Origin of the sequence: Myxococcus sp. CA039A, from assembly GCF_013336645.1 — a bacterium.
Lineage (GTDB): Bacteria > Myxococcota > Myxococcia > Myxococcales > Myxococcaceae > Myxococcus > Myxococcus llanfairpwllgwyngyllgogerychwyrndrobwllllantysiliogogogochensis.
The window spans coordinates 1-20998 of sequence record NZ_JABUMQ010000199.1 but is presented as its reverse complement, the minus strand read 5'-3'; the positions used below and the strand labels follow the sequence as shown (position 1 = coordinate 20998).

Annotated in this window: 19 protein-coding genes; 5 read left to right on the top strand and 14 right to left on the bottom strand. The window is 69.6% G+C overall.

What is annotated here, in order from left to right; genetic code table 11:
• The 4 genes from HR086_RS29185 to HR086_RS29170 form a co-directional block, all read right to left on the bottom strand.
• The coding region (locus HR086_RS29185) for a metallophosphoesterase (RefSeq protein WP_174467270.1) at positions 1-432 on the bottom strand (432 nt) is incomplete at its 3' end.
• Positions 402-2825, bottom strand: a complete 2424-nt coding sequence (locus HR086_RS29180) for a ligase-associated DNA damage response DEXH box helicase (RefSeq protein ID WP_254626510.1) — start codon at positions 2823-2825, stop codon at positions 402-404. The genes HR086_RS29185 and HR086_RS29180, both read right to left, overlap by 31 nt.
• 136 nt (positions 2826-2961) lie before the next feature.
• Positions 2962-4557, bottom strand: a complete 1596-nt coding sequence (locus HR086_RS29175; RefSeq protein WP_174467268.1) for an ATP-dependent DNA ligase — start codon at positions 4555-4557, stop codon at positions 2962-2964.
• Between the two features lie 3 nt (positions 4558-4560).
• Positions 4561-5586, bottom strand: coding sequence for a ligase-associated DNA damage response exonuclease (locus HR086_RS29170; protein ID WP_174467267.1), 1026 nt, complete (start codon positions 5584-5586; stop codon positions 4561-4563).
• Positions 5587-5899: 313 nt separating this feature from the next.
• Between HR086_RS29170 and HR086_RS29165 the strand changes: the two genes are divergently transcribed.
• From HR086_RS29165 to HR086_RS29155, 3 genes are all read left to right on the top strand, one after another.
• Positions 5900-7393: an anthranilate synthase component I family protein gene (locus HR086_RS29165; RefSeq protein WP_141647867.1), complete on the top strand. Its 1494-nt coding sequence runs from the start codon at positions 5900-5902 to the stop codon at positions 7391-7393.
• The gene (locus HR086_RS29160; protein ID WP_141647862.1) at positions 7390-7953 is read left to right on the top strand and encodes an aminodeoxychorismate/anthranilate synthase component II; all 564 of its coding nucleotides are present in this window, start codon (positions 7390-7392) and stop codon (positions 7951-7953) included. Before HR086_RS29165 ends, HR086_RS29160 begins: the two co-directional genes overlap by 4 nt.
• Positions 7954-8112: 159 nt before the next feature.
• Positions 8113-8592: a hypothetical protein gene (locus HR086_RS29155; protein WP_174463176.1), complete on the top strand. Its 480-nt coding sequence runs from the start codon at positions 8113-8115 to the stop codon at positions 8590-8592.
• A 21-nt stretch (positions 8593-8613) separates the two neighbouring features.
• On the opposite strand, the gene HR086_RS29150 is transcribed toward HR086_RS29155, so the two are convergent.
• On the bottom strand, positions 8614-9210 hold the full coding sequence (locus HR086_RS29150) for a histidine phosphatase family protein (protein ID WP_174463177.1): 597 nt from the start codon (positions 9208-9210) through the stop codon (positions 8614-8616).
• A 139-nt stretch (positions 9211-9349) separates the two neighbouring features.
• On the opposite strand from HR086_RS29150, the gene HR086_RS29145 reads away from it, so the two are divergent.
• Entirely contained in the window at positions 9350-9766 is a 417-nt protein-coding gene (locus HR086_RS29145) for a hypothetical protein (protein WP_174467266.1), read from the top strand.
• Between the two features lie 17 nt (positions 9767-9783).
• Here HR086_RS29145 and HR086_RS29140 read toward each other — a convergent pair whose 3' ends face one another.
• The 7 genes from HR086_RS29140 to aroF form a co-directional block, all read right to left on the bottom strand.
• Positions 9784-10371 carry a hypothetical protein gene (locus HR086_RS29140; protein ID WP_174467265.1) on the bottom strand — a complete coding sequence of 196 codons (588 nt, stop codon included), beginning with the start codon at positions 10369-10371 and terminating at the stop codon, positions 9784-9786.
• Positions 10372-10592: 221 nt separating this feature from the next.
• Positions 10593-11384, bottom strand: coding sequence for a tryptophan synthase subunit alpha (gene trpA, locus HR086_RS29135; RefSeq protein ID WP_174463178.1), 792 nt, complete (start codon positions 11382-11384; stop codon positions 10593-10595).
• Positions 11381-12586: a tryptophan synthase subunit beta gene (trpB, locus tag HR086_RS29130; RefSeq protein WP_141647855.1), complete on the bottom strand. Its 1206-nt coding sequence runs from the start codon at positions 12584-12586 to the stop codon at positions 11381-11383. Before trpB ends, trpA begins: the two co-directional genes overlap by 4 nt.
• Before the next feature lie 5 nt (positions 12587-12591).
• The gene (locus HR086_RS29125; RefSeq protein WP_174457622.1) at positions 12592-13230 is read right to left on the bottom strand and encodes a phosphoribosylanthranilate isomerase; all 639 of its coding nucleotides are present in this window, start codon (positions 13228-13230) and stop codon (positions 12592-12594) included.
• A complete protein-coding gene (locus HR086_RS29120) occupies positions 13227-13985 on the bottom strand; it encodes an indole-3-glycerol phosphate synthase TrpC (RefSeq protein ID WP_174463179.1) in 759 nt (252 codons plus the stop codon). The genes HR086_RS29125 and HR086_RS29120 overlap by 4 nt, the downstream gene beginning before the upstream one ends.
• Before the next feature lie 56 nt (positions 13986-14041).
• Positions 14042-15058: an anthranilate phosphoribosyltransferase gene (gene trpD / locus HR086_RS29115; RefSeq protein WP_174457620.1), complete on the bottom strand. Its 1017-nt coding sequence runs from the start codon at positions 15056-15058 to the stop codon at positions 14042-14044.
• Between the two features lie 3 nt (positions 15059-15061).
• Entirely contained in the window at positions 15062-16087 is a 1026-nt protein-coding gene (aroF, locus tag HR086_RS29110; protein WP_141648895.1) for a 3-deoxy-7-phosphoheptulonate synthase, read from the bottom strand.
• A gap of 190 nt (positions 16088-16277) precedes the next feature.
• Here aroF and HR086_RS29105 point away from each other — a divergent pair, with 190 nt between their 5' ends.
• Positions 16278-17531, top strand: a complete 1254-nt coding sequence (locus tag HR086_RS29105) for an NAD(P)/FAD-dependent oxidoreductase (RefSeq protein ID WP_174457619.1) — start codon at positions 16278-16280, stop codon at positions 17529-17531.
• A 199-nt stretch (positions 17532-17730) separates the two neighbouring features.
• Here HR086_RS29105 and HR086_RS29100 read toward each other — a convergent pair whose 3' ends face one another.
• Together HR086_RS29100 and htpG are read right to left on the bottom strand one after the other, a co-directional pair.
• The gene (locus HR086_RS29100; RefSeq protein ID WP_174463180.1) at positions 17731-18717 is read right to left on the bottom strand and encodes a hypothetical protein; all 987 of its coding nucleotides are present in this window, start codon (positions 18715-18717) and stop codon (positions 17731-17733) included.
• Positions 18718-18873: 156 nt separating this feature from the next.
• Positions 18874-20841: a molecular chaperone HtpG gene (gene htpG / locus HR086_RS29095; RefSeq protein WP_174467264.1), complete on the bottom strand. Its 1968-nt coding sequence runs from the start codon at positions 20839-20841 to the stop codon at positions 18874-18876.
• Between the last annotated feature and the right edge of the window lie 157 nt (positions 20842-20998).

Below are 20998 nucleotides of genomic sequence, written 5' to 3'. Positions count from 1 at the left end.
GTGGGCGAAGCGGAAGGGGCCCTCATCCAGGTGGGACTCGTGGACGTCCAGGTGCCACTCCGCGGGCAGGGGTCCCGCGCGGAGGTCATGGTTGCCCCGGACCAGCACCAGCTCCACGTCGGCGTGGGAGGCGCGCCAGTCCGCGAGCCTCCGGACGAGCGCGGGGGTGAGGCCTTCCCTGGAGTGGACGAGGTCTCCCAGGATGAGCAACCGACGGGCGCCCGTGGTGGTGAGCGCCGAGGACAGGCGGGCCAGGTCGTCCTCGAGCACCCCCAGGGGAAGGGGGATGCCGTGTTGCTGGAAGCTCTCCGTCTTGCCCCAGTGCAGGTCGGCCACCGCGAGCGTGCGGGCTTCGGGCCAGTGCAGGGCTCGCTCTGGAAGAAGCTCCAGCGGGGTGCCGCCTACGCGGACCTGGCATCGTCTCGCGTCCATCGCTCCTTCATGCGCTCCACCCGCTCCAGCACGGACTCGCTGGAGAGGCTCGCGCTGATGCGCTCGACGACGAGCGGAAAGGCCAGGGGCGTGGGCCTCCGGACATGGAGCAGCTCCAGGGGGCTCGACTCCAGGCGTTCCAGCGCGTGCTCCAGGCGGCCCTGCTCGAACTGCTGCTCCAGAACCTCGCGGCGGGCCTGGGTGAGCAGCAGGTGCCCCGGGTCATAGCGGGCGAAGACATCATGGAGGAGGGCGGCGCTCGTCTGTACCTGCCGCGTGGACTTGCGCGCTCCGGGGAGCCCGGGCAGCACCAGGCCCGCAACGCGGGCGATGTCCCGGAACTGACGCTTCGTCAGCTCGCCCACGTTGACGCTCTCGAGGACATCTTCCACCAGGCGCTCGCGCGTGAAGAGGCGGGGGCGCAGGGCTTCTTCGAAGGGAAAGGGTGCGGGGCTGAGGAACTCCAGGCCGTAGTCATTCACGGACACACTGAAGGTGGCCTTCTGGAGCCGCGTCAGCCGCAGGGCGAGCAGGGCCGCGAGTCCTTCGTGCACCCGCCGTCCCTCGAAGGGATAGAGGAAGAGGTGATGCCCGTCGCGCGTCTGACACACCTCCACCAGCAGCGAGCCCGCAGCGGGGATGCGTGACAGTCGCTCCTGGGCCTCCAGGATGGGCCATGCGGCGGCGAGCTCGTCGGAGGTGACGTCGCCGTGGCGCGCGGAGTCGAGGGTGCGGCGGACGGCGGCGGCCAGTGAGGTGGACAGTGGAAGGCGACTGCCGCCCCAGCGCGGGGTTCGCGTCACCTTCGATTTCGCGGGCCGCACATACGCGGTGAGCCCCTGGAGTCGGCCGAGCTCCAGCTTCTTTCCGGCGAACTGGAAGGTGTCTCCCGGGCGCAGCCGGCTGACATAGGACTCCTCCACGCTGCCCAACCGGCCCCCGCTCCAGTATCGCAGCTCCACCACGGCGTCGGAGCTGATGGTTCCGATGTTGAGGCGGTGCAGCCGGGCGACGCGGGCGTCCTTCACGACGAAGCGTCCCTCGTGCTCCTCGACGCGGCGGAACTCCGGGTAGGCGGTCAGCGTGGGGCCGCCTTCACGGACCAGCGTGAGCGTCCAGTCGAACTCCTCATCGGTGAGGTCCGCGTAGGCCGCGGCGCCGCGCACCTCATGGCGCAGGGCTTCTCGGGTGAAGCTGCCTCCGAGCGCGCACGTCACCAGATGCTGGGCCAGCACGTCCAAGGGCTTGTTGGGAGGCTCGCGCGGCTCGACTTCCTTGCGTGCGAGGGCCTCTCGGGCGGCGGCCATCTCCACCAGCTCGAGTGCGTGCGTGGGAACGAAGAGGATGTTGCATGTGGCCTCGGGACGGTGGGCTCCGCGTCCCGCGCGCTGGAGCGTTCGACCGATGCCCTTGGGGCTGCCCACCTGCACCACTCGCTCGACGGGGCCGAAGTCCACGCCCAGGTCCAGCGACGAGGTACACACGACGATGCGCAGGGAGCCGTCCTTGAGGCCACGCTCCACGCGCTCCCGCTCGTCACGGTCAATGGACCCATGGTGCAGCGCGAGCAGGTGTTCCCACTCGGGACGCGCGAAGCGCAGGCCCTCGAACCAACGCTCCGCCTGGGAGCGCGTGTTGGTGAAGATGAGCGTGGATTGCGCCGGGTCCAATCGCGCGGCGACGCGGGCCAGCATGGTGAAGCCCAGATGTCCCGCCCATGGAAAGGTGTCCACCTCGTCCGGCAGCAATGTCTCCACGTCCACCGGGCGCTCCAGGTCCGCGCTGACGAGGGTGGGGTGGAAGCGGGTGCCGACCGCGTGTCGGGCGGCTTGCTCCAGGTTGGCCAGCGTGGCGGACAGCGCCCAGGTGCGCATGCGTGGCGCGAAGCCTCTCAATCGCGCCAGGGCGAGCTCCGTCTGCGTGCCTCGCTTGGAGCCAAGCAGCTCGTGCCACTCGTCCACGATGACGGCGCGCAGCGAGGAGAACAGCTCCGGTGCGCGCTCGTTCGACAACATCACCGAGAGCGACTCCGGTGTGGTGATGAGCACTTCGGGAAGGCGCTGCCGTTGTCGCTGTCGCACCGAGGAGGAGGTGTCTCCGGTGCGGCTCTCCACTTCGAGGTCCGCATCCAGCACGCTCAGCGGCTCGCGAAGGGCCTGCTCCACGTCGCGTGACACCGCGCGCAGCGGCGTCACGTAGAGAAGCTGGAGCCCCTTCTCTCCGTGCTCGGCCACTTCCGCCAGCGGCGCGAGATAGGCGGCGTACGTCTTCCCCGCGCCAGTGGGGACGTGGATGAGCCCACTGTCCCCGCGCGCATACGCGGCCCAGGCTTCCTCCTGGAAGGCATAGGGCGACCAACCCTTCGACGTGAACCAGCCGCGAAGTCGCTCCATGGGAGGGCTTCTCACGGCCGGAGGTGAGCGCGCTCCTGGGCGAGGTTTCTTCCTCCTCGGGGTCGCGGGAGTCGAGGTCGTGTCGCCATGGAGTGCCTTTCTCCTGGCCTGGAGCTGGGCTCGGAGCGAGGGCGACCTACGCGCCGGCATGGAGCAGCTCCTTGAGCGAGTCCAGCGAGTCGGCGTCCCCCGGTTTCTTGTCCGTGCGCCAGCGGGCGATGCGAGGGAAGCGCAGCGCGACGCCCGACTTGTGGCGGGGTGACTTCTGGATGCCCTCGAAGTGCAGCTCGAAGACCTGCTCGGGCTCCACCGAACGCACCGGTCCAAACTTCTCGCGCGTGTGCGCGCGAATCCACCGGTCCAGTCGGCCAATCTCTTCGTCCGTGAGGCCCGAATACGCCTTCGTCACCGGCAGCAGGTCCGTGCCGTTCCACACGGCGAAGGTGTAGTCGGTGTACAGCGAGGAGCGTCGGCCGTGTCCCGGATGAGCGTAGAGCAGCACCGCGTCCACGGTGAACGGGTCGATCTTCCACTTCCACCAATCGCCACGCTTGCGCCCCGTGAGGTACGCGGAGCTCGAACGCTTGAGCATGAAGCCCTCGACGTTCCGCTCACGTGCCTCGCTTCGCGTGTGCGCCAGGGCCTCCCACGAGGACGCCTCCACGGCGGGGGACAGTGGGAAGGCGGGATGGTGCTTCAGCAGCGAGGCCAGTCGCTCGCGACGCTCGCGCAGCGGCAGTGCCCGCAAGTCCTGTCCGTCCTGTTCCAGCAGGTCGTACGCGATGAACGCGGCGGGAGCCTCCGCGAGCACCCGGGGCGTCAGCTTCTGCCGACCGATTCGACGCTGGAGCCGCGCGAAGGGCAGGGGCTTGCCGTCCTCGTACGCCAACACCTCGCCGTCCAGCACCGTGCCTTCGGGGAGGGCCTTCGCCGCGTCGGTGATTTCGGCGAAGCGGTCGGTGATGAGCTCCTCTCCCCGACTCCAGAGATAGACGTCGCCCCGCCGATGGATGAGCTGGCCTCGAATGCCATCCCACTTCCATTCGACCAGCCACTCGGAGAGGTCGCCCAGGGACTCCGGCGGTTGCTCCAGGGGAGACGCCAGATAGAACGGATACGGGCGCGAATGGTGCCCATCCGAGACGTCCGGCGAGACGAGCTGCTGGAAGAACTCCTTCGAGGGCGTCCAGGTCCCCATCAACCGGTGCGCGACGTCCGGCGCGGGAAGTCCCGCCACCTTCGCGAGTGCTCGAACCACCAGGGTGGATGAGACGCCCACGCGCAGCTCCCCGGTGAGCATCTTGTTCAACAGGAAGACTTCGCGCCGGGGCATCGACCGCCACCAGGACACCACCTGCTCGCGCTGCGCTGATACCTCCAGCTCACGCAGGGGCATGAGTCGCTGGGTGAGCCATAGCGACAGCGGGAGCTCTTCCGGTGTGCTCGGTCGTTCCAGGTTGTCCAGCAGCAGGGCGATGACTTCCGCCAGGTCCCCGACGGACGCGTACACCTCCGCGAACAGCCAGTCGGGAATGTCCGTCAGCTCCTGCGTCCATCCCACCAGCTGCTTCGTGGTGAGCAGTCGCTTCAGCTTCTGTCCCGTGAGGAAGTACAGCGCCCACGCGGCGTCTTCGGGAGGCGCTTCCTGGAAGTAGCGCGTGAGGGCCTCCACCTTCGCGTTCGTGGAGGTGGTCTGGTCCAGGCGCTCGTACAGGTCCGCGAGTCGTCGCATGGGTCAGTCCTCCGCCTCGCCCTCGAAGGGGGTCGCCAGTGGGGATGCGTCCACGCCTTGCTCGCGGAGGTAGCGCGCCAGGGGCTCGGCGGAGCCGTGTGTCGTCAGCACCCGCTCCGCGCCTGTGTCCGCCACCGTGCGCAGCAGCGCGGGCCAGTCCGCGTGGTCCGACAGCACGAAGCCCCGGTCGAAGCCTCGTCGCCGCCTGTTGCCGCGCACGCGCATCCAGCCCGAAGCGAAGCCTGTCTCCGCCTCGCCGAACCGCCGCATCCAGGTGGAGCCGCCCGCGCTCGGAGGCGCCAGCACCAGCGCGCCCGCGAAGGACGTGCCCTTCTCCACCTCCGATACGAGCTGCGTGGGCAGCATCTTCACGCCCGCGTCCCGGTAGGACTCCACCAACCCATGCAGCGCGCCATGGATGAAGGCGGTCCGGTCCGTCAGTCGCGCCAGCTCCGCGAGGATTCGCTGGGCCTTGCCCAGGGCGTAGCAGAACAGCACCGCCGAGCGTCCCACCGCGCGATTCGCGTCCCACCACCGCAGCATGTCCTCCGCCACTTCGCGCGCATCGTCCCAGCGGAAGATGGGCAGGCCGAACGTCGCCTCGGTGATGAAGGTGTGGCAGCGCACCACCTCGAAGGGCGCGCACGTCGGGTCCGCCGCGCGCTTGTAGTCGCCAGAGACGACCCACACCTCGCCCTGGTGCTCAAGGCGAACCTGCGCGCTCCCCAACACGTGGCCCGCCGGGTGGAAGCTCACGGTGACGTCGCCGAGCTTCAGCGACTCGCCATACTCCAGGGTGTCGATGTGTGAGTCGGCGCCCACTCGACGTCGCAGCAGGGCCTCGCCCGCTCGGGTGCCCAGGTATCGCTGGTGGCCCGAGCGCGCGTGGTCCCCATGCGCATGGGTGATGAGCGCCCGTTCCACCGGACGCCAGGGGTCGATGTGGAAACCTCCAGGCTCACAATAGAGCCCGTGGGGCGTCACTGTGACGAGCGGCCTTCGGGCCTGGAAGGAGACGGAGGCGTCCACGGTCCTTCAGAAATAACGAGGGCTTCCGAGCGCGACCACCGGGGTGCGCAGGCCTCTTACCCGCCCTGGTTCCTGGGATGGTCGCCAGCCGCCCGGTCATCACTCCCCGCCTTGACGGCTTCACCGGGAATGGCGGCCCAGGGGCTCGCTGATGGTCCTCGCCGGGACACGTCCGCCGCGCTACACCGAGGACCGCGCCGCGGGGGCGCGGCTTGCGTGCGCTTGAAGGTCGCGCGGGAGTCGCCACCCGGAGCGAAGTCCTCGGTCGTCTGGAGGACGGAGACAATGCGGTAGTGGGGGAGAGGTCATGACCATGGATGCACAGGAGCGGAAGGCGGCCTACCGCCAGCGCGCGGAGCAGGGCGAGGCAGTGCCGGTCTCGGTGGAGTTGCCGGCGGACCTCGACACGCCGCTGTCGGCGTATCTGAAGCTGGGCGGAGGCTCGCGCGGTTTCATCCTCGAGTCGTGCTACGGCGGCGAGCGCTTCGGGCGCTACAGCCACGTGGGCACCCACGCCGCGGGTCGCGTGCGCCTGGACGCGCACGGCGCCACCGTGTGGCGTGGCTCGCGCGAGGAGCGGCGCGACGGCAAGCCGATGGACGTGCTGCGCTCCTTGTGGCGTGAGCTCGCGGTGGCCCGGCTCCCGGGTGAGGCGCCGTTCCTCGGCGGGCTCGTGGGGTACATGGACTACAACTGCGTCTCGTGGATGGAGCCCACCGTTCCGGACCGGCACCCTCGCGACACGTCCTTTCCGGACTCCGAGTGGCTCATCTCCGAGGACTTCGTCACCCACGACTCGCGCACGGGGACGCTCAAGGTCACCGCCATCGCCCGGCCCTCGCTGCATGCCAGCGTGGCCGTCGCGCTGAAGGACGCGGAGGACCGCGCGCAGTCCATGGCCGAGCGACTCCTCAAGCCGCTGCCTCCGGAGGCCTATGCACCTTCGCCTCGCATGAAGGGCGATGGGGAGCCCGTGGCCTGCTGGGACCGCGCCAGCTACGAGGCCGCGGTGGAGCGCTCCAAGGAATACATCCGCGCGGGCGACATCTTCCAGGTGGTGCTCGCGCGACGCTTCGAGTCGCGAGGCGCGCCTCCTCCCTTGTCGCTCTACCGCGCGCTGCGGCGCGTGAACCCCTCGCCGTACCTGTTCCTGGTGGAGCTGGGCGAGGCGCGCGCGCTGGTGGGTGCATCGCCGGAGCTGCTCGTGCAGGTGCGCGACGGGGACGTGGTGGTGCGCCCCATCGCCGGCACGCGGCGGCGCGGAGCCTCCGAGGCGGAGGACCTGGCGTTGGAGAAGGAGCTGCTCGCGGACGAGAAGGAACGCGCCGAGCACATCATGCTGGTGGACCTGGGCCGCAATGACGTGGGTCGCGTGGCGGCGCCGGGCTCGGTGCGCGTCGAGGACCTGATGGTCATCGAGCGCTACAGCCACGTGATGCACATCGTCTCGCAGGTGCGCGGGAAGCTGGACTCGAAGTTCGACGCGCTCGATGCGCTGGCCAGCACCTTCCCCGCTGGCACCGTATCCGGCGCGCCGAAGATTCGCGCGATGCAGATCATCGACGAGTTGGAGGTGCAGCGGCGCGGGCCCTACTCGGGCGCGGTGGGCTACCTGTCCTTCTGCGGCACGCTGGATGTGGCCATCGCCTTGCGCACCTTCTTCGTGGATGGAGACCGGACCATGTGGACCGCGGGCGCGGGACTGGTGGCGGACTCGGTGCCGTCGAAGGAAGCCGATGAGACGGAGGCCAAGGCGGGTGCCATGGCCGCCGCGCTCCGGCTGGCTCGTGAGGGAGGTGGCCGATGATTCTCGTCATCGACAACTACGACTCATTCACCTTCAACCTCGTCCAGCTCCTCTACACGCTGGGCGCCGAGGTGAAGGTGGTGCGCAATGACACGCTCGATATCGCGGGCGTCGCGGCCCAGGGGGCGTCACATCTGGTGATTTCCCCGGGCCCCTGCACGCCGCACGAGGCCGGAATCAGCGTGGCCGCGATTGCCCAGTCCCGCGTGCCGGTGCTGGGCGTGTGCCTGGGACATCAGTCCATTGGCGCGGCCTTTGGCGGCAAGGTGATACGCGCACCGGAGCCGGTGCACGGCAAGTCCGCGCGCATCCAGCACGGAGGCTCGGGTGTCTTCACCGGCGCGAGCCAGGGGTTCCAGGCCGCGCGCTACCACTCGCTCATCGTGGAGGCGTCCTCGCTGCCGTCCGAACTGGAGCCCATCGCGTGGAGCCAGGACGGGCTCGTCATGGCGCTGCGCCACCGCGAGAAGCCCGTGGTGGGCTTCCAGTTCCATCCGGAGAGCGTGCTGACTCCCGAGGGACCCACCCTGGTGAAGAACTTCCTGGAGGGGCGCCTGTAGAGAAGGGAATCGCCCTGTGGGGCTGGGTCATTGTCGCTCGACTGACTCTGTCTGGATTGCGACGAAGCAGGGCTCCAGGGCGTGGAAACCCGCATGCGTAGCATCGCCCTTCCGGCGACCGAGGCCCCCTCCCGGGGTCGGCGCCGGAAGGGAGCCTCGATGAGAAACCGAAGCGTGGTGTTGCGCGGTCTTGCCGTGGTGTTCGGCGCGCTGATGCTGGGCGCGTGCGGAGGCGCGTCGTCCGCGGAAGGTGGACAGGGCGTACCAGTGGAGGAGATGGAGCTGTCCAGCGTGGACTCGGCGCTGGGCATGTGCCCGGGCTACGACTCCTGCGCGAACTGGTCTCCCTGGTACTCCGTGGGTGGTAGCTACTGCGGCCTCAATTCCGCCTGTGGCACGCGCTGGGTCTGCGAGGAGGACCCCTGGGGCTGTCCGAATGGCGTCGCCGCCGAGGCGCCTCCCGCGAAGGACGGCGCGGAGCTGCTGCCCCCGTGTTGCGGCATCCTCTACCGCGAGCCCAACCCCGCGCTCATGGGCGCGCAGGAGCGCTATCGCGTGTGCTTCAATCCGGCGGGCGCCTCGTGCACGGACTACGAGCAGACGAGCAGTGGTTCCGTGCTGAGCTGCGGAGAGTGCTGAGCCCGCGCCGCGTGGCGTGGCTCACCCCTTGAGGTGGGTGGTGTCGTTCCAGCCGGCGAGTGCCGGCTGGGCGGCATCTCCGTCGGAGCCGAGCACGCTGATGGAGCCGGTGCTCAAGAGGAACAGTCGGCCATCATCCGGCGGGAGGCCCAGCCAGCGCGAGGCGAGCACGCGCAGGAAGTGGCCGTGGGAGAAGATGAGGATGTCTCCCTTCTCCTCGCGGGCATCGGCGATGACCTGGTCCGCGCGAGCGCCCACCTGTTGCACTGTCTCGCCGTGGGGCACTCCGTCCTTCCACACCGTCCAGCCGGGGTGTTCCACGCGAATCTCCGCGCCGGTGCGGCCCTCGTGGTCGCCGTAGTCCCACTCCATGAGGTCATCACGCCGCTGGGCCGCGTCGCCGTAGCCGGCCAGCGCGCAGGTCTCGAAGGCTCGGCTCAGGGGGCTGCTCCACACCTGGGAGAAGGTCCAGGCGCGCAGGGGGGCGCCGAGCAGCGCCGCCATCTTCCGACCCTCCTCCAGCAGCGGGACGTCCGTGCGCCCCGTGTGCTGGCCACTGCGGCTCCATGCCGTCTCTCCGTGACGGACGAGCACCACCTGCGGACCCCGCGTTTTCATTGGTCGGATTGTGCCATCCACGCCGTCCCAGGCGCGCGCTTCATCTGGTCCGCTGTCCAACGACGGACGCGCGAGGCTTGAACCCGTGCGTCGTCCACCGCACCCTGGGGTGATTCACGTTGCTCCCGAGGAGTCACGCATGCGTCACCTTCGCCCGTTGCCCCATGCTTCCACCGTCCTCGCGTTGCTCCTGGCCTCGACACTGGCGCTGCCGGGACATGCGCAGGCTCCAGCGGGGAAGGGGGCCAGCACGGATGGCACGATGTTGCTGACCATCTTCATGAAGCACGACCAGGGCAAGACGCTGGAGGAGATCAACGCGCATTTGGACCGCACGGGCTTTCGCAAGAGCTTCCCGCCTCCCGGCGTGGAGGTGGTGTCCTGGTACGTGATGATGGGCGTGGGACAGGTCGTCACCGTGCGGCTTCCTCCCGAGAAACTGCGCGAGGTGAACCTCGCGTTCGAGAAGGGCGCGTGGGGCGCGTTCCGCACGGAGTTCTACCCGACGTATGACTACCGGGCCATCTGGGAGAAGGCTCGCTCGGCCTCTCCTTGAGGTGCGCCGGGCCCGCTTTAGCGCAGTGCCTCCTGGAGCATCCGGTTCGCAACGCGATGGATGCCGTAGGCGCGCATGTAGAACGGCTCCTCCGCTTTCGTGTCCACGGCGGTCCCCTTGTGCGTAGCGGTCCCATAGGGGAGGTCAGGAAAGATGTCCGCGTAGCAAGTGGGGGCGCTAAGCGCAGTGGTCTGCCAGCCGGCGGTGCTCCGGGTATCGCAGCTCCACTCAAGGGCCGCCCGATAGCTCCCATTGTCTCCGCAATCGGGCGCTGTCTCTTGCTGGGTGGCTGCATCCACCAACTCGCGGACCATCTGGTATCCGGCGATGGGTGAGAGCGTCCGCTGTGACACTCGGAGGCTGAAGTAGAGCCCCGAGTCGTATCCTCCTTCAATCTTCGCCACGAAGGGCGTCAGGATGAGGTTCACCGTCCCCGACTCGCTGTCGTAACAGCGATTGATTTCGAAGTGGATTCGGAGCGCCCCATGCGATGCCGTAAGCAGGCACGCCAGTGGGGAGACTGCTTGTGGTTCCATCTGCGCGTGCGTGGGGCTCGCCGTAAACAGCGCCGTCGCCATCACTCCGGCCCAGTTGCCACATCTCATGAAGGACTCCTCTCCAACTCCGTCGGAAAGGCCGTCATGAGACATGGCGAGGGCTTGGGGTTCCTCACGGTCCCATCACGATTCCTACATGGCAGGTGCGCGCCCTCCGCCATGCAGATGGTCCAGGGTGACGCGTTCCGATAGCTTCGCGTGCGGTACGAGAGAGGCGCTGCGAGGACGGGTTCCTCGCGCCGTTCTCCCTCGTACCGAAGCCTCTTCGCTCAGCGCTTCAGGCCGCGCTTGATTTCAGCGCAGAGCGCCTTGGCGGCCTGAGGCCCATCAGCATGCGCGGCCCGGACGATGGCGCTGCCCACCACCACGCCGTCCGCATGCGCCGACAATGTCCGCGCCTGGTCCGCGCTGGAGATGCCGAAGCCCGCGACCACCGGCACCGGCGAAGCGTTGCGCACCAGGTCCAACCGCTGCGACAGGTCCGGCGGCAGCTCGGCGCGCATGCCCGTCACGCCCGCCACCGACACGCAGTACACGAAGCCGCGCGCGTCCTTCGCGATGGCCTCCGCTCGCGCTCGCGGCGTCGTCGGCGCGCACAGCGGAATCAGGTCCACGCCCGCCGCGTCGAACGTGGCGCGCAGGCTCCCGCTCTCCTCGGGCGGCAGGTCCGGAAGGATGGCTCCCGACACGCCGCGCTCACGCGCCAGCTTCGCGAAGCGCTCCTCACCCATCGCCATGATGACGTTGACGTACGTCATGATGACCAGCGGCGTCTCCGGGCAGCGCCGACGCACCTCCGGCACCACCTCCTCCAGCACGCGCTTCAGCGTGGAGCCCGCCTTCAGCGCGCGCTCAGCGGCTCCCTGGATGACGGGCCCGTCGGCGATGGGGTCGCTGAACGCCACGCCCACCTCGACGATGTCCGCGCCACCCTCCACCAGCGCGGTGAACACGTCCACCGAGCGCGGCAGGTCCGGGTCCCCCGCCATGGCGTACGCCACCAGCGCGCCTTCGCCCCGCGCCTTCGCCCGTGCGAACGCCTTCGCGATATCGCCGCTCACGCCTTCACCCCCACCGCGGGCGGGACGCCTCGCGCGGAAATCGTCGCGACGTCCTTGTCCCCTCGGCCCGAGCAGTTGATGACCAGGTACCTACCCACGCCCAGCTCCCGCGCCAGTTCCCTGCCTCGCGCGAACGCATGCGACGTCTCCAGCGCGGGGAGGATGCCCTCCATCCGGGCCACCTCGTAGAACGCCGCCAGCGCCTCGTCGTCCGTGGCGGTGCGCACTTCCATGCGCCCCGTCTTCGCCAGATGCGCCAGCTCCGGCCCCACGCCCGGATAGTCCAGGCCCGCCGAGATGCTGTGCGCCTCCTGAATCTGTCCGTCCCCGTCCTGCAACACCAGCGAGCGCGAGCCGTGCAACACGCCCTCCGAACCCAGCGTCAGCGACGCACCATGCTGACCCGAGTCCAGCCCATGGCCTCCCGCCTCCACGCCGATGAGCCGGACGCTCGCGTCGCCGATGAACGGATGCAGCACGCCAATCGCATTCGAACCGCCACCCACGCACGCCACAATCGCATCCGGCAGCTTCCCGAAGGCGGCCTGCGCCTGCGTGCGCAGCTCCTTGCCGATGATGGCCTGGAAGTCGCGCACCACCGTCGGATACGGATGCGGCCCCGCCGCGCTGCCGATGACGTAGTGCGTGTCCGATACCTGCGACACCCAGGTGCGCATGGCCTCGTTCATCGCGTCCTTCAGCGTCCGCGAGCCCGACTCCACGGGGCGCACCACCGCGCCCAGCGCGCGCATCCGGAAGACGTTGAGCGCCTGCCGCTCCACATCCAGCGCGCCCATGTACACCTCGCACGGCAGGCCGAAGAGCGCGCACGCGGTGGCCGTCGCGACGCCGTGCTGGCCCGCGCCCGTCTCCGCGATGATGCGCTTCTTGCCCATGCGCAACGCGAGCAACACCTGACCCACGGTGTTGTTGATTTTATGCGCGCCCGTGTGCGCCAGGTCCTCGCGCTTGAGCCAGACGTGCGCGCCCCCCCATGCCTCGGTCAGCCGGCGCGCGGGCGTCAGCGTCGTGGGCCTGCCCACGAACTCGCGCAGCACCCGCGCCACTTCCGCGTCGAACGTCGGGTCCGCGCGAGCCGCCGCGTACGCCTCTTCCAGTTCCATCAGCGCCGGGACGAGCGTCTCCGGCACGTAGCGCCCGCCGAAGCGCCCGAAGCGACCGGCGGCAGTCTCCGTGTTCATCCCTGTCACTCCCAGAGGTTGATGGACTTCGCGGCCCGCACGAAGGCGCGCACCGCGTCCATGTCCTTGATGCCGGGGGCCGACTCCACCCCGCTGGCCACGTCCACTCCATACGGCCGCGTCGCGCGCACCGCCTCCGCCACGTTGGAGGGCTTCAATCCACCCGCCACCAACACCGGCACGCCATGCCCGGACAGCCCCGCCACCAGCGACCAGTCGAAGCCCACGCCGCCTCCGCCATACCCCGGCGCCGCCCCGTCCAACAGCAGCCCGGCCACGTCTCCCACTCGCAGATACGTCCGAGCCCGCGCCACATCATCCGGCCCCTGCACGCGAAGCGCCTTGATGACCGGCACCCCGTACCCCGAGCAGGCCTCCGGAGGCTCGTCCCCATGGAGCTGCACCGCCGTGAGGCCGCACTCCCGCACCTTCGCCCGGATGTCGTCCGGCGAGGCGTTGACGAACACGCCCACCACCGCGCCCAGCGGCGGCCGGGTCCGCGCCAGCGCCGCCGCCGTGGCCACGTCCACGCACCGGGGAGAGCGCGCGTAGAAGTTGAGCCCGAGCGCATCCGCGCCCGCCTCCCACGCGCCTCGAGCATCCTCCAGCCGGGTGACACCACAGACCTTCACCCGAACGCTCACGGTGACAGGCCTTCCTCGCCGAGCAGCCGCCGCAGCGCCCGTCCAGGGTTCGCGTCGCGCAAGAGCGACTCACCCACCAGCACCGCGTCAGCTCCGGCCTCACGCGCCAACACCAGCTCCGTCACGGACTTGAGCCCGCTTTCGGCCACCAGGACCCGAGCGCGAGTCCGAAGCCGAGGCATCACCCGCAACGCCGTGCCCACGTCCGTCTTCAACGTGGCCAGGTCCCGGTTGTTGATGCCCACCAGCTCCGCGCCCGCCGCCAGGGCTCGCTCGGCGTGCGCCTCCGTGTGAGCCTCCACCAGCGCCGCCACCTTCACCGCGCGCGCCGTGGCGAGCATCTCCCGCAGCTCGCCATCCTCCAGCGCATCCGCGATGAGCAGCACCGCGTCCGCTCCCCACAGGGCGCTTTCCTCCACCTCGCGCGCGGCGACGAGGAAGTCCTTGCGCAGCACGGGCACCGACACCGCCGCTCGCACCGCGACGAGGTCCTCCAGCGCGCCGCCGAAGTCCGGCCCGTCCGTGAGCACGCTGATGGCGCTCGCCCCCGCGGCCTCGTAGGCCCGCGCCACCGCCACCACGTCCGCGTGGGGAAACGCGCCGCCCGAGGGGCTCTTGCGCTTCACCTCCGCGATGACACTCACCAGGCGCCCCGGTGCTCGTCTCAGAAGCGCGTCCGCGAAGTCACGTGGCTCGGGACGCGCGCGCGGCGACAGGGGAGGCCGCTGGGCCAGCTCCCGTCGCTTGCGCGCCATGATGAGGTCCAGCGTCCCCGGCGCGGCCGGAGACGCACTTCCTGAATGTGCCCCGCTCACGACACGGCCCCGTGGATGAGCGAAGCCAGCTTGCGCGCCGCCGCCCCTGAGTCGATGGCGTGCTCCGCCTTCCGCACGCCCTCGCGCAGGTCCGACACCATGCCCACCACCACCAGCGCCGCCGCGGCGTTGAGCAGCACCGCCGTGCGCAGCCCGGAGCGCTCGCCGGCCAAAAGCGCGCGCAGCCGCTGCGCGTTCTCGTCCGCGTCGCCGCCGGCGATGGCCTCGCGAGGCACCAGGTCCAGCCCCGCGTCCTCGGGCCTCACGGTGAACACTCGCACCGTGCCGTCCTCTCGCAGCTCCGCCACCTCGGTGGGGGAGCAGGGCGAGATTTCGTCCAGCCCGTCGTGGCCGTGCACCACCCACGCGCGCCGGCTGCCCAGTCGTCCCAGCACGCGCGCGGTCTGCTCCACGCGCTTGCCGTCGAAGGTGCCCAGCAACTGATAGCGCGCGCCGGCCGGGTTGGTCAGCGGACCCAGCAGGTTGAACATGCTGTGAAAGCCCATGTCCCGCCGCGCCTGGGCCACGTGCCTCAGCGCGCTGTGATGCGAGGGCGCGAAGAGGAAGCCCACCCCGTGCTCGTCGATGTCGAGCGCCACGCGCTCATGCGGGCGCTCCATGGAGACCCCCAGCGCGGCGAGCACGTCCGCGCTGCCACACCGACTGGAGACGGCGCGGTTGCCATGCTTGGCCACCGTCACCCCCGCCCCGGCGGCCACGAAGGCCACCGCGGTGGAGATGTTGAAGGTGTGCGCCCCATCACCCCCGGTACCGCAGGTGTCGAGCACCACTTCCGCCCGGGGAGACAGCTTCGCCGCGCAGGCCCGCATCGCCTCCGCCGCGCCGAGGATTTCGTCCTCCGTCTCCCCCTTCATCTTGAGCGCCGTCGCCAGCGCCCCCACTTGAGCAGGCGATGCCTCTCCCGCGAGCATCAGGCCCATGACCCGGGCCATCTCCTCGCGGGTGAGGTCGCGCCGGCCCACCACCTTGCCCAGCGCTTCCTTGAGTGTCATCGCCTATCCCAGCGACACGACTTCGCGGCCCATCGCCCGCGCAATCGCTCGCACTTCGTGCATGGATTTCTCGAACTCGGGGAAGTCCAACGACTGGGCTCCATCCGACTTCGCGCGCGGCGGGTCCGGGTGCACTTCGACGATGATGCCGTCCGCCCCCACCGCCACCGCCGCCCGCATCATCGCCGGCACCGCCTTGCGCACGCCGATGCCGTGCGAGGGGTCCACGAAGACGGGCAGGTGCGAGAGCTGCTTGAGCATGGGCACGGCGTTCAAGTCCAACGTGTTGCGCGTCATCGTCTCGAACGTGCGGATGCCGCGCTCGCAGAGGATGACCTGGGTGTTGCCTCGGGCGACGATGTACTCGGCCGCCATCAACAGCTCCTTGATGGTGGCGGACATGCCGCGCTTGAGCAGCACCGGCTTGCGGCGCTCGCCCACCGCCTCCAGCAAGCTGAAGTTCTGCATGTTGCGCGCGCCAATCTGCAGGATGTCCGTGGCTTCGTCGACCGCGTCCAGCGTCGCGGTGTCCTTCACCTCGGTGGTGACGAGCAGGCCCGTCTCCTTGCGCGCCTCCATGAGCAGCGCCAGTCCGTCACCCTTGAGGCCCTGGAACTCATAGGGGCTGGTGCGCGGCTTGAACGCTCCACCGCGCAGCATGGTGGCGCCCGCCTTCTTCACCGCGTGCGCGGTGGAGAGAATCTGCTCACGCGACTCCACCGAGCACGGGCCGGCGATGACGTGGAACGACGCGCCGCCGATGGTGAGGTCACCCACGCGCAGCTGCGTGTCCTCCGGCTTCACCTCGCGGCTGACGAGCTTGAAGGGCTGGGAGATGGAGACCGCGTCCGCGACGCCGGGCAGCACTCGGAAGGGTTCGGGTTCCACCGCACCGGGGTTGCCGGTGATGCCGATGGCCGTGCGAGTGCCCCCTGGAATCGCGTGCGGTTGCCAGCCACGACGGCGGATCTCGTCGTTCACACGCTCGATGTCCTGGGCCGTCGCGTCTGGTCGCATCACGATCAACATGGGGATACCCGCTTTCTCTCCGCTAATTGACGCCGGGAAGCCGGCGTTGTGAGGCCTCGAGGTTTCGAAACCTCGCCTGCCAGTTCCGCACAGTGTTCGCTCGCGAGCAACCCGGACGACAGTGCCACTTGCGGCTCGCGCTCCAGGCGACCCAGCATGAAGGGGGGCCAGCGCGGATGTGGGAGAGCACGTGTCGAACCCGGACGTCATCGTCGTGGGCGCGGGACTCTCGGGGCTGGCGTGCGCGCGAGCGCTCGTCCAATCCCGCTTGAAAGTGATGCTCCTGGAGGCCGGGGCGGAACCGGGTGGCCGCGTGCGCACCGACGTGCACGAGGGTTTCCTGCTCGACCGGGGATTCCAGGTGTACCTCACGGCCTATCCGGAAGCTCAGCGGATACTGGATGTCGAGGCGCTGAAGCTCCATTGCTTCATGCCCGGAGCAAAGGTGTGGCGGGGCGGGCGGCTGCACACGGTGGTGGACCCGCTGCGGCAGCCCGTGACGGCGCTCGCCCATCTGTTCGGTTCGGTCGGCACCTTCTGGGACAAGCTGCGGGTGTTGGAGCTGCGGCAGCTGGCGCGCTCGGGCGAGGAGGTGGACGTGTGGCTGCGTCCCCAGCGCACGTCGCGGCGCTACCTGGAGGAGCTGGGCTTCACGGAGGAGATGGTGGAGGGCTTCTTGCGGCCCTTCCTGGCGGGCGTTTTCCTGGACCGTTCGCTGATGACGTCCAGCAGGTTCCTCGAGTTCGTCTTCCGCATGTTCTCCTCGGGGGACGCGGGCGTGCCGGAGCAGGGGATGGGTGCGATTCCCGAGCAGCTCGCCGCGAAGCTGCCTCCCGGGTGCCTGCGTGGACACGCACCCGTGGCGGAGGTGTGGGGCCACCGGGCGCGGTTGGCGGACGGGGAGATGGTGGGCGCGCAGGCGGTGGTGGTGGCCGCGGACCCGCCGGCCGCGGCGCGGCTGCTGCCCGGCATGCCGGTGCCGATGATGAACGCGGTGACGTGTCTTTACTTCGCCGCGCCCGCGCCTCCGGTGGAGGGGCCCTGGTTGGTGCTCAACGGCGAGGGGCGGGGCGTGGTGAACAACGTGGCGATGATGAGCGAGGTCTCTCCGGCGTATGCGCCGCGCGGACAGTCCCTCGTGTCCGTGTCGGTGCTGGGCGTGTCCTCGGATGGGGAGGCGCTGCGCGCGCGGGTGTGCGAGGAATTGAAGGAGTGGTTTGGCGCGGGCGTGGCGGAGTGGCGGCATTTGCGGACGTACTCGCTGCCGTTCGCGTTGCCCGCGCAGACGGTGGAGGCGCTGGAGCCTCCGCACCGTCCGGTCCGACTGTCACCCGGGCTCTACGTGTGCGGTGACCATCGGGACAGCGCGTCCATCCATGGCGCGCTGGGCTCGGGGCGACGCGCGGCCGAGGCCGTGCTCACGGACCTGGGGCTGTACTCGTAGCGGGGGGCAGCGCGCACGGTGGGCACCGCGCTTGCGAGGCGAGCACCGTGTTCAGCCACATCTCCGCGCGCATGGGCTCATGCCGCGGCCCAGCGAGCGCCGCGCTCCATCTCGAATCGACGAGCGCGGCGTTCAGGCTTCGGCTCAGCGAGCGCCGCGCTCCATCTCGAATCGACGAGCGCGGCGTTCAGGCTTCGGCTCAGCGAGCGCGGTTCTTGCCCTTGCGCTTCGCCGCCCCGCGAGGGGCCTTGGGCGCCTTGGCCTTCGCCGCGGCACCTCGCGTCGCCTTGACCGACGTGGAGCGCTTGGCGCTCACCGTCGCACCGCGCCGCTTGCGGCTGAGGGCTCCCCCGGACCGCTTGCTGGTCGCGGTAGGACGCCGCCGCTTCGCGGCCTCGGCCGCGCGCTCCGCACGAGGTGCCTTCGCGGCGCTCTTGCCACCCGCCTTCGCACCTGCGCGCTTCGCGGCCTGCTTCCCACGCGCCTTGCCGCTTCCCACCTTGCGACGGGCGTTCTTGCGCGCACGGCCCTTCGTCTCCTCGTCCACACTCGCCGGAGCCTCGCTCACGGTGGGCGCCACGGGAGCCTTCGCGACGGGCGCCACTTCCCGCACCACCGCCACGCTGGCGGTGACCGGCACGGCGACGCTCGCCGCCGGAGCCACGGGCGCCGTCCTGGCACGCGTCACCGTTCGCCGGGGGCCCGTCGCGGCAGCTCGCTTCGCCCGGGGCGGCGGCGCACCCAGCAGGTCCTCCGCGGCGCCGGCCTCCTCCGTCCACTGCAAGGGGAACGACTCCGCGGTCAGCGGCCCCGAGGCCAGGAGCAATGGCGCCGCCAGCTCATCCGCGCCAGAGGCCACGGCCGCCATCGCCGTCACGAGGCTGAGCGTCGTGGGCGCCGCGCCACCCAGCGGATAGAGCGCCACCGAGCCCATGTCATTCCAGCCCACCACCAGATAGCGGAAGGCATCCGGGTGGCGCGCGCGCAGCGTGCTCATCACCAGGACGAAGGCGTTGAAGCCCCCGTCATCGAAGCGCACCAGCCACTGGTTGCCGAGCGGCTGACGCACGCGCCGGCGGGGCTTGCTGAGCTCGGCTCGGACCACTCCCTGGATGGCGGCGCGCGCCGAGGGGGCCGCCGTCGGAAGGATGTCGCAAGTGAAGACGGCGAAGGAGGTCTGGGACATCCGGCCATCATTCCCTATCACTCACAAGGCTGTCTAATGCCGCGGCCTCGATTTGCGCGAAAGGTCACCAGCGCTGTCCACCAGACGTCGGCGGAACAGTCCCGCCACGGACCTCCAGCCCCGGATAAGCAGGGCGGAGGTCCATGGCCGCCGCCGTCAGCTCGCGGCCTGCGTGGGCACCGCCGGGGCCGGAACCTCGGGCACCGGCGCCTTCGCGGCCAGCCCCGCCACCTGCGTCAGCAGCGACGTCAGCCGACGCGCGAAGCGGTTCGGGTCGGAGATGGTGCTGCCCTCGGTGAGCAGCGCCTGGTCATGCAAGAGTTCAATCCACTCGGACACCTGCGCCTGCGCGGGGTCCTTCTCGTGCACGGCCTTCAGGTGCTCGATGACCGGGTGCTTGGGATTGACCTCCAGGATGCGCTTCACGCGCGGCATCCCCTTGCCCCGCTGCTGGAGCAGCCGCTCCAGGTACGCCGGCGAGCCGCCCTCCGGCACCACGAGGCACACCGGCGAGTCCGTGAGCCGGTCCGACACGCGCACCTCGCGCACCGAGTCCTGCAGCACGTCCTTCATCTTCGCGGTGAGTCCCTTCAGCCCCTCCGAATTCTGCTCGTGCTCCTTCTTCTGCTCGTCGGTGGACTGCAGCTTCAGGTCCGCCTGGAGCGCGGACACCAGCGGCTTGCCCTGGAACTCGCGCAGCCCCTGCGCGGCCCACTCGTCCACCGGGTCCGTCATGAAGAGGACCTCGTAGCCGCGCTGCTTCAGCGCCTCCAGGTGCGGGCTGTCCTCCACCGCCTTCCGGGACTCGCCGTACATGTAATAGAGCGCCTCCTGGCCCTCCTTCATGCGCGACACGTAGTCCGAAAGCGACGTCAGCCCCTCCTCGCGCGAACTCTCGTAGCGCAGGAGGCCGCCCAGCTTGTCCTTGTGCTCGGCCTCGGTGGCCAGACCCTCCTTGAGCACCGTGCCGAACGACTTCCAGAACGCCGTGTAGTCCTCGGGCTTGTCCTTGGCCAGCTTCTCCAGGAGGTCCAGCGACTTCTTCACCACGTGCTTGCGGATGGCGCGCACCACCTGCGAGTCCTGGAGCAGCTCGCGCGACACGTTCAAGGGCAGGTCATCCGAGTCGATGACGCCGCGCACGAAGCGCAGCCACTGCGGCACCAGCTCCTCGCAGCGGTCCATGATGAACACGCGCTTGACGAACAGCCGCACCCCGCGCTGCTGCTGCGCGTTCAAGTCGAACGGCGGGTTCTTCGGCACGAAGAGCAGCCCGGTGAACTGCTGGTTGCCGTCCGCCCTGAAGTGCGTCCACGCCAGCGGCACGTCCCAGTCGTGGGTCAGGTGCTTGTAGAACTCCTGGTACTGCTCGTCGGTGATTTCGCTCTTCGAGCGCTGCCACAGCGCGCTCGCCTTGTTCACCACTTCCAGGGCGACTTCCGTCTTCGCGTCGTCCCCCGTCCCGGTGGTCTTCTTCACCTGGAGCTTGATGGGGTGGCCCACGTAGTCGGAGTACTGCGTAATCAGCGAGCGCACCCGCCACTCGTCCAGGAACTCCTTCTGGTCCTCCTTCAGGTGGAGGATGACGGCGGTGCCCCGGGCGGCGCGCTCGGCGGGCTCCACGGTGAAGGAGCCGTGGGCCTCCGAGGACCACTTCCACGCCTGCGAGTCCTTGCCCGCCGCGCGGCTGACGACTTCAACCCGGTCCGCGACGAGGTACGCGCTGTAGAAGCCCACGCCGAACTGGCCGATGAGCTGCACGTCCTTCTGCCCGCGCTGGGTCGCCATCTGGAGGAACTCGCGCGAGCCGGAGTGGGCGATGGTGCCCAGGTTCTTCACCAGCTCGTCATGGGACATGCCGATGCCGGTGTCCTCGATGGTGAGCGTGTTCTTCTCCGCGTCGGGGGTGATGCGCAGCTCCAGCTCCGGCGCGTCCGACAGGAGCTCCGGCTCCGTAATCGCGCGGAAGCGCAGCTTGTCGAGCGCGTCCGACGCGTTCGACACCAGCTCACGCAGGAAGATCTCCTTGTGGCTGTAGAGCGAGTTGATGACCAGGCTGAGGAGCTGGTTGATCTCCGCCTGGAAGGCGTGGGTTTCCCGCTGGGGGGCAGCTTCGACGGTCATGGGTACAGGGCCTCCGGGCGCCCGGGTGGGCGGCAAGCGTCGTCTCCCCATAACCATGGAAAACAGCCTGTCGAGGGGAGGGTGCCCGGGAGCCTGCCGTCGGGCCGGGCCCGTGAAGGCCTGGCACCCGGGTCCCCCCTCGGGTGGGTTACAGGGG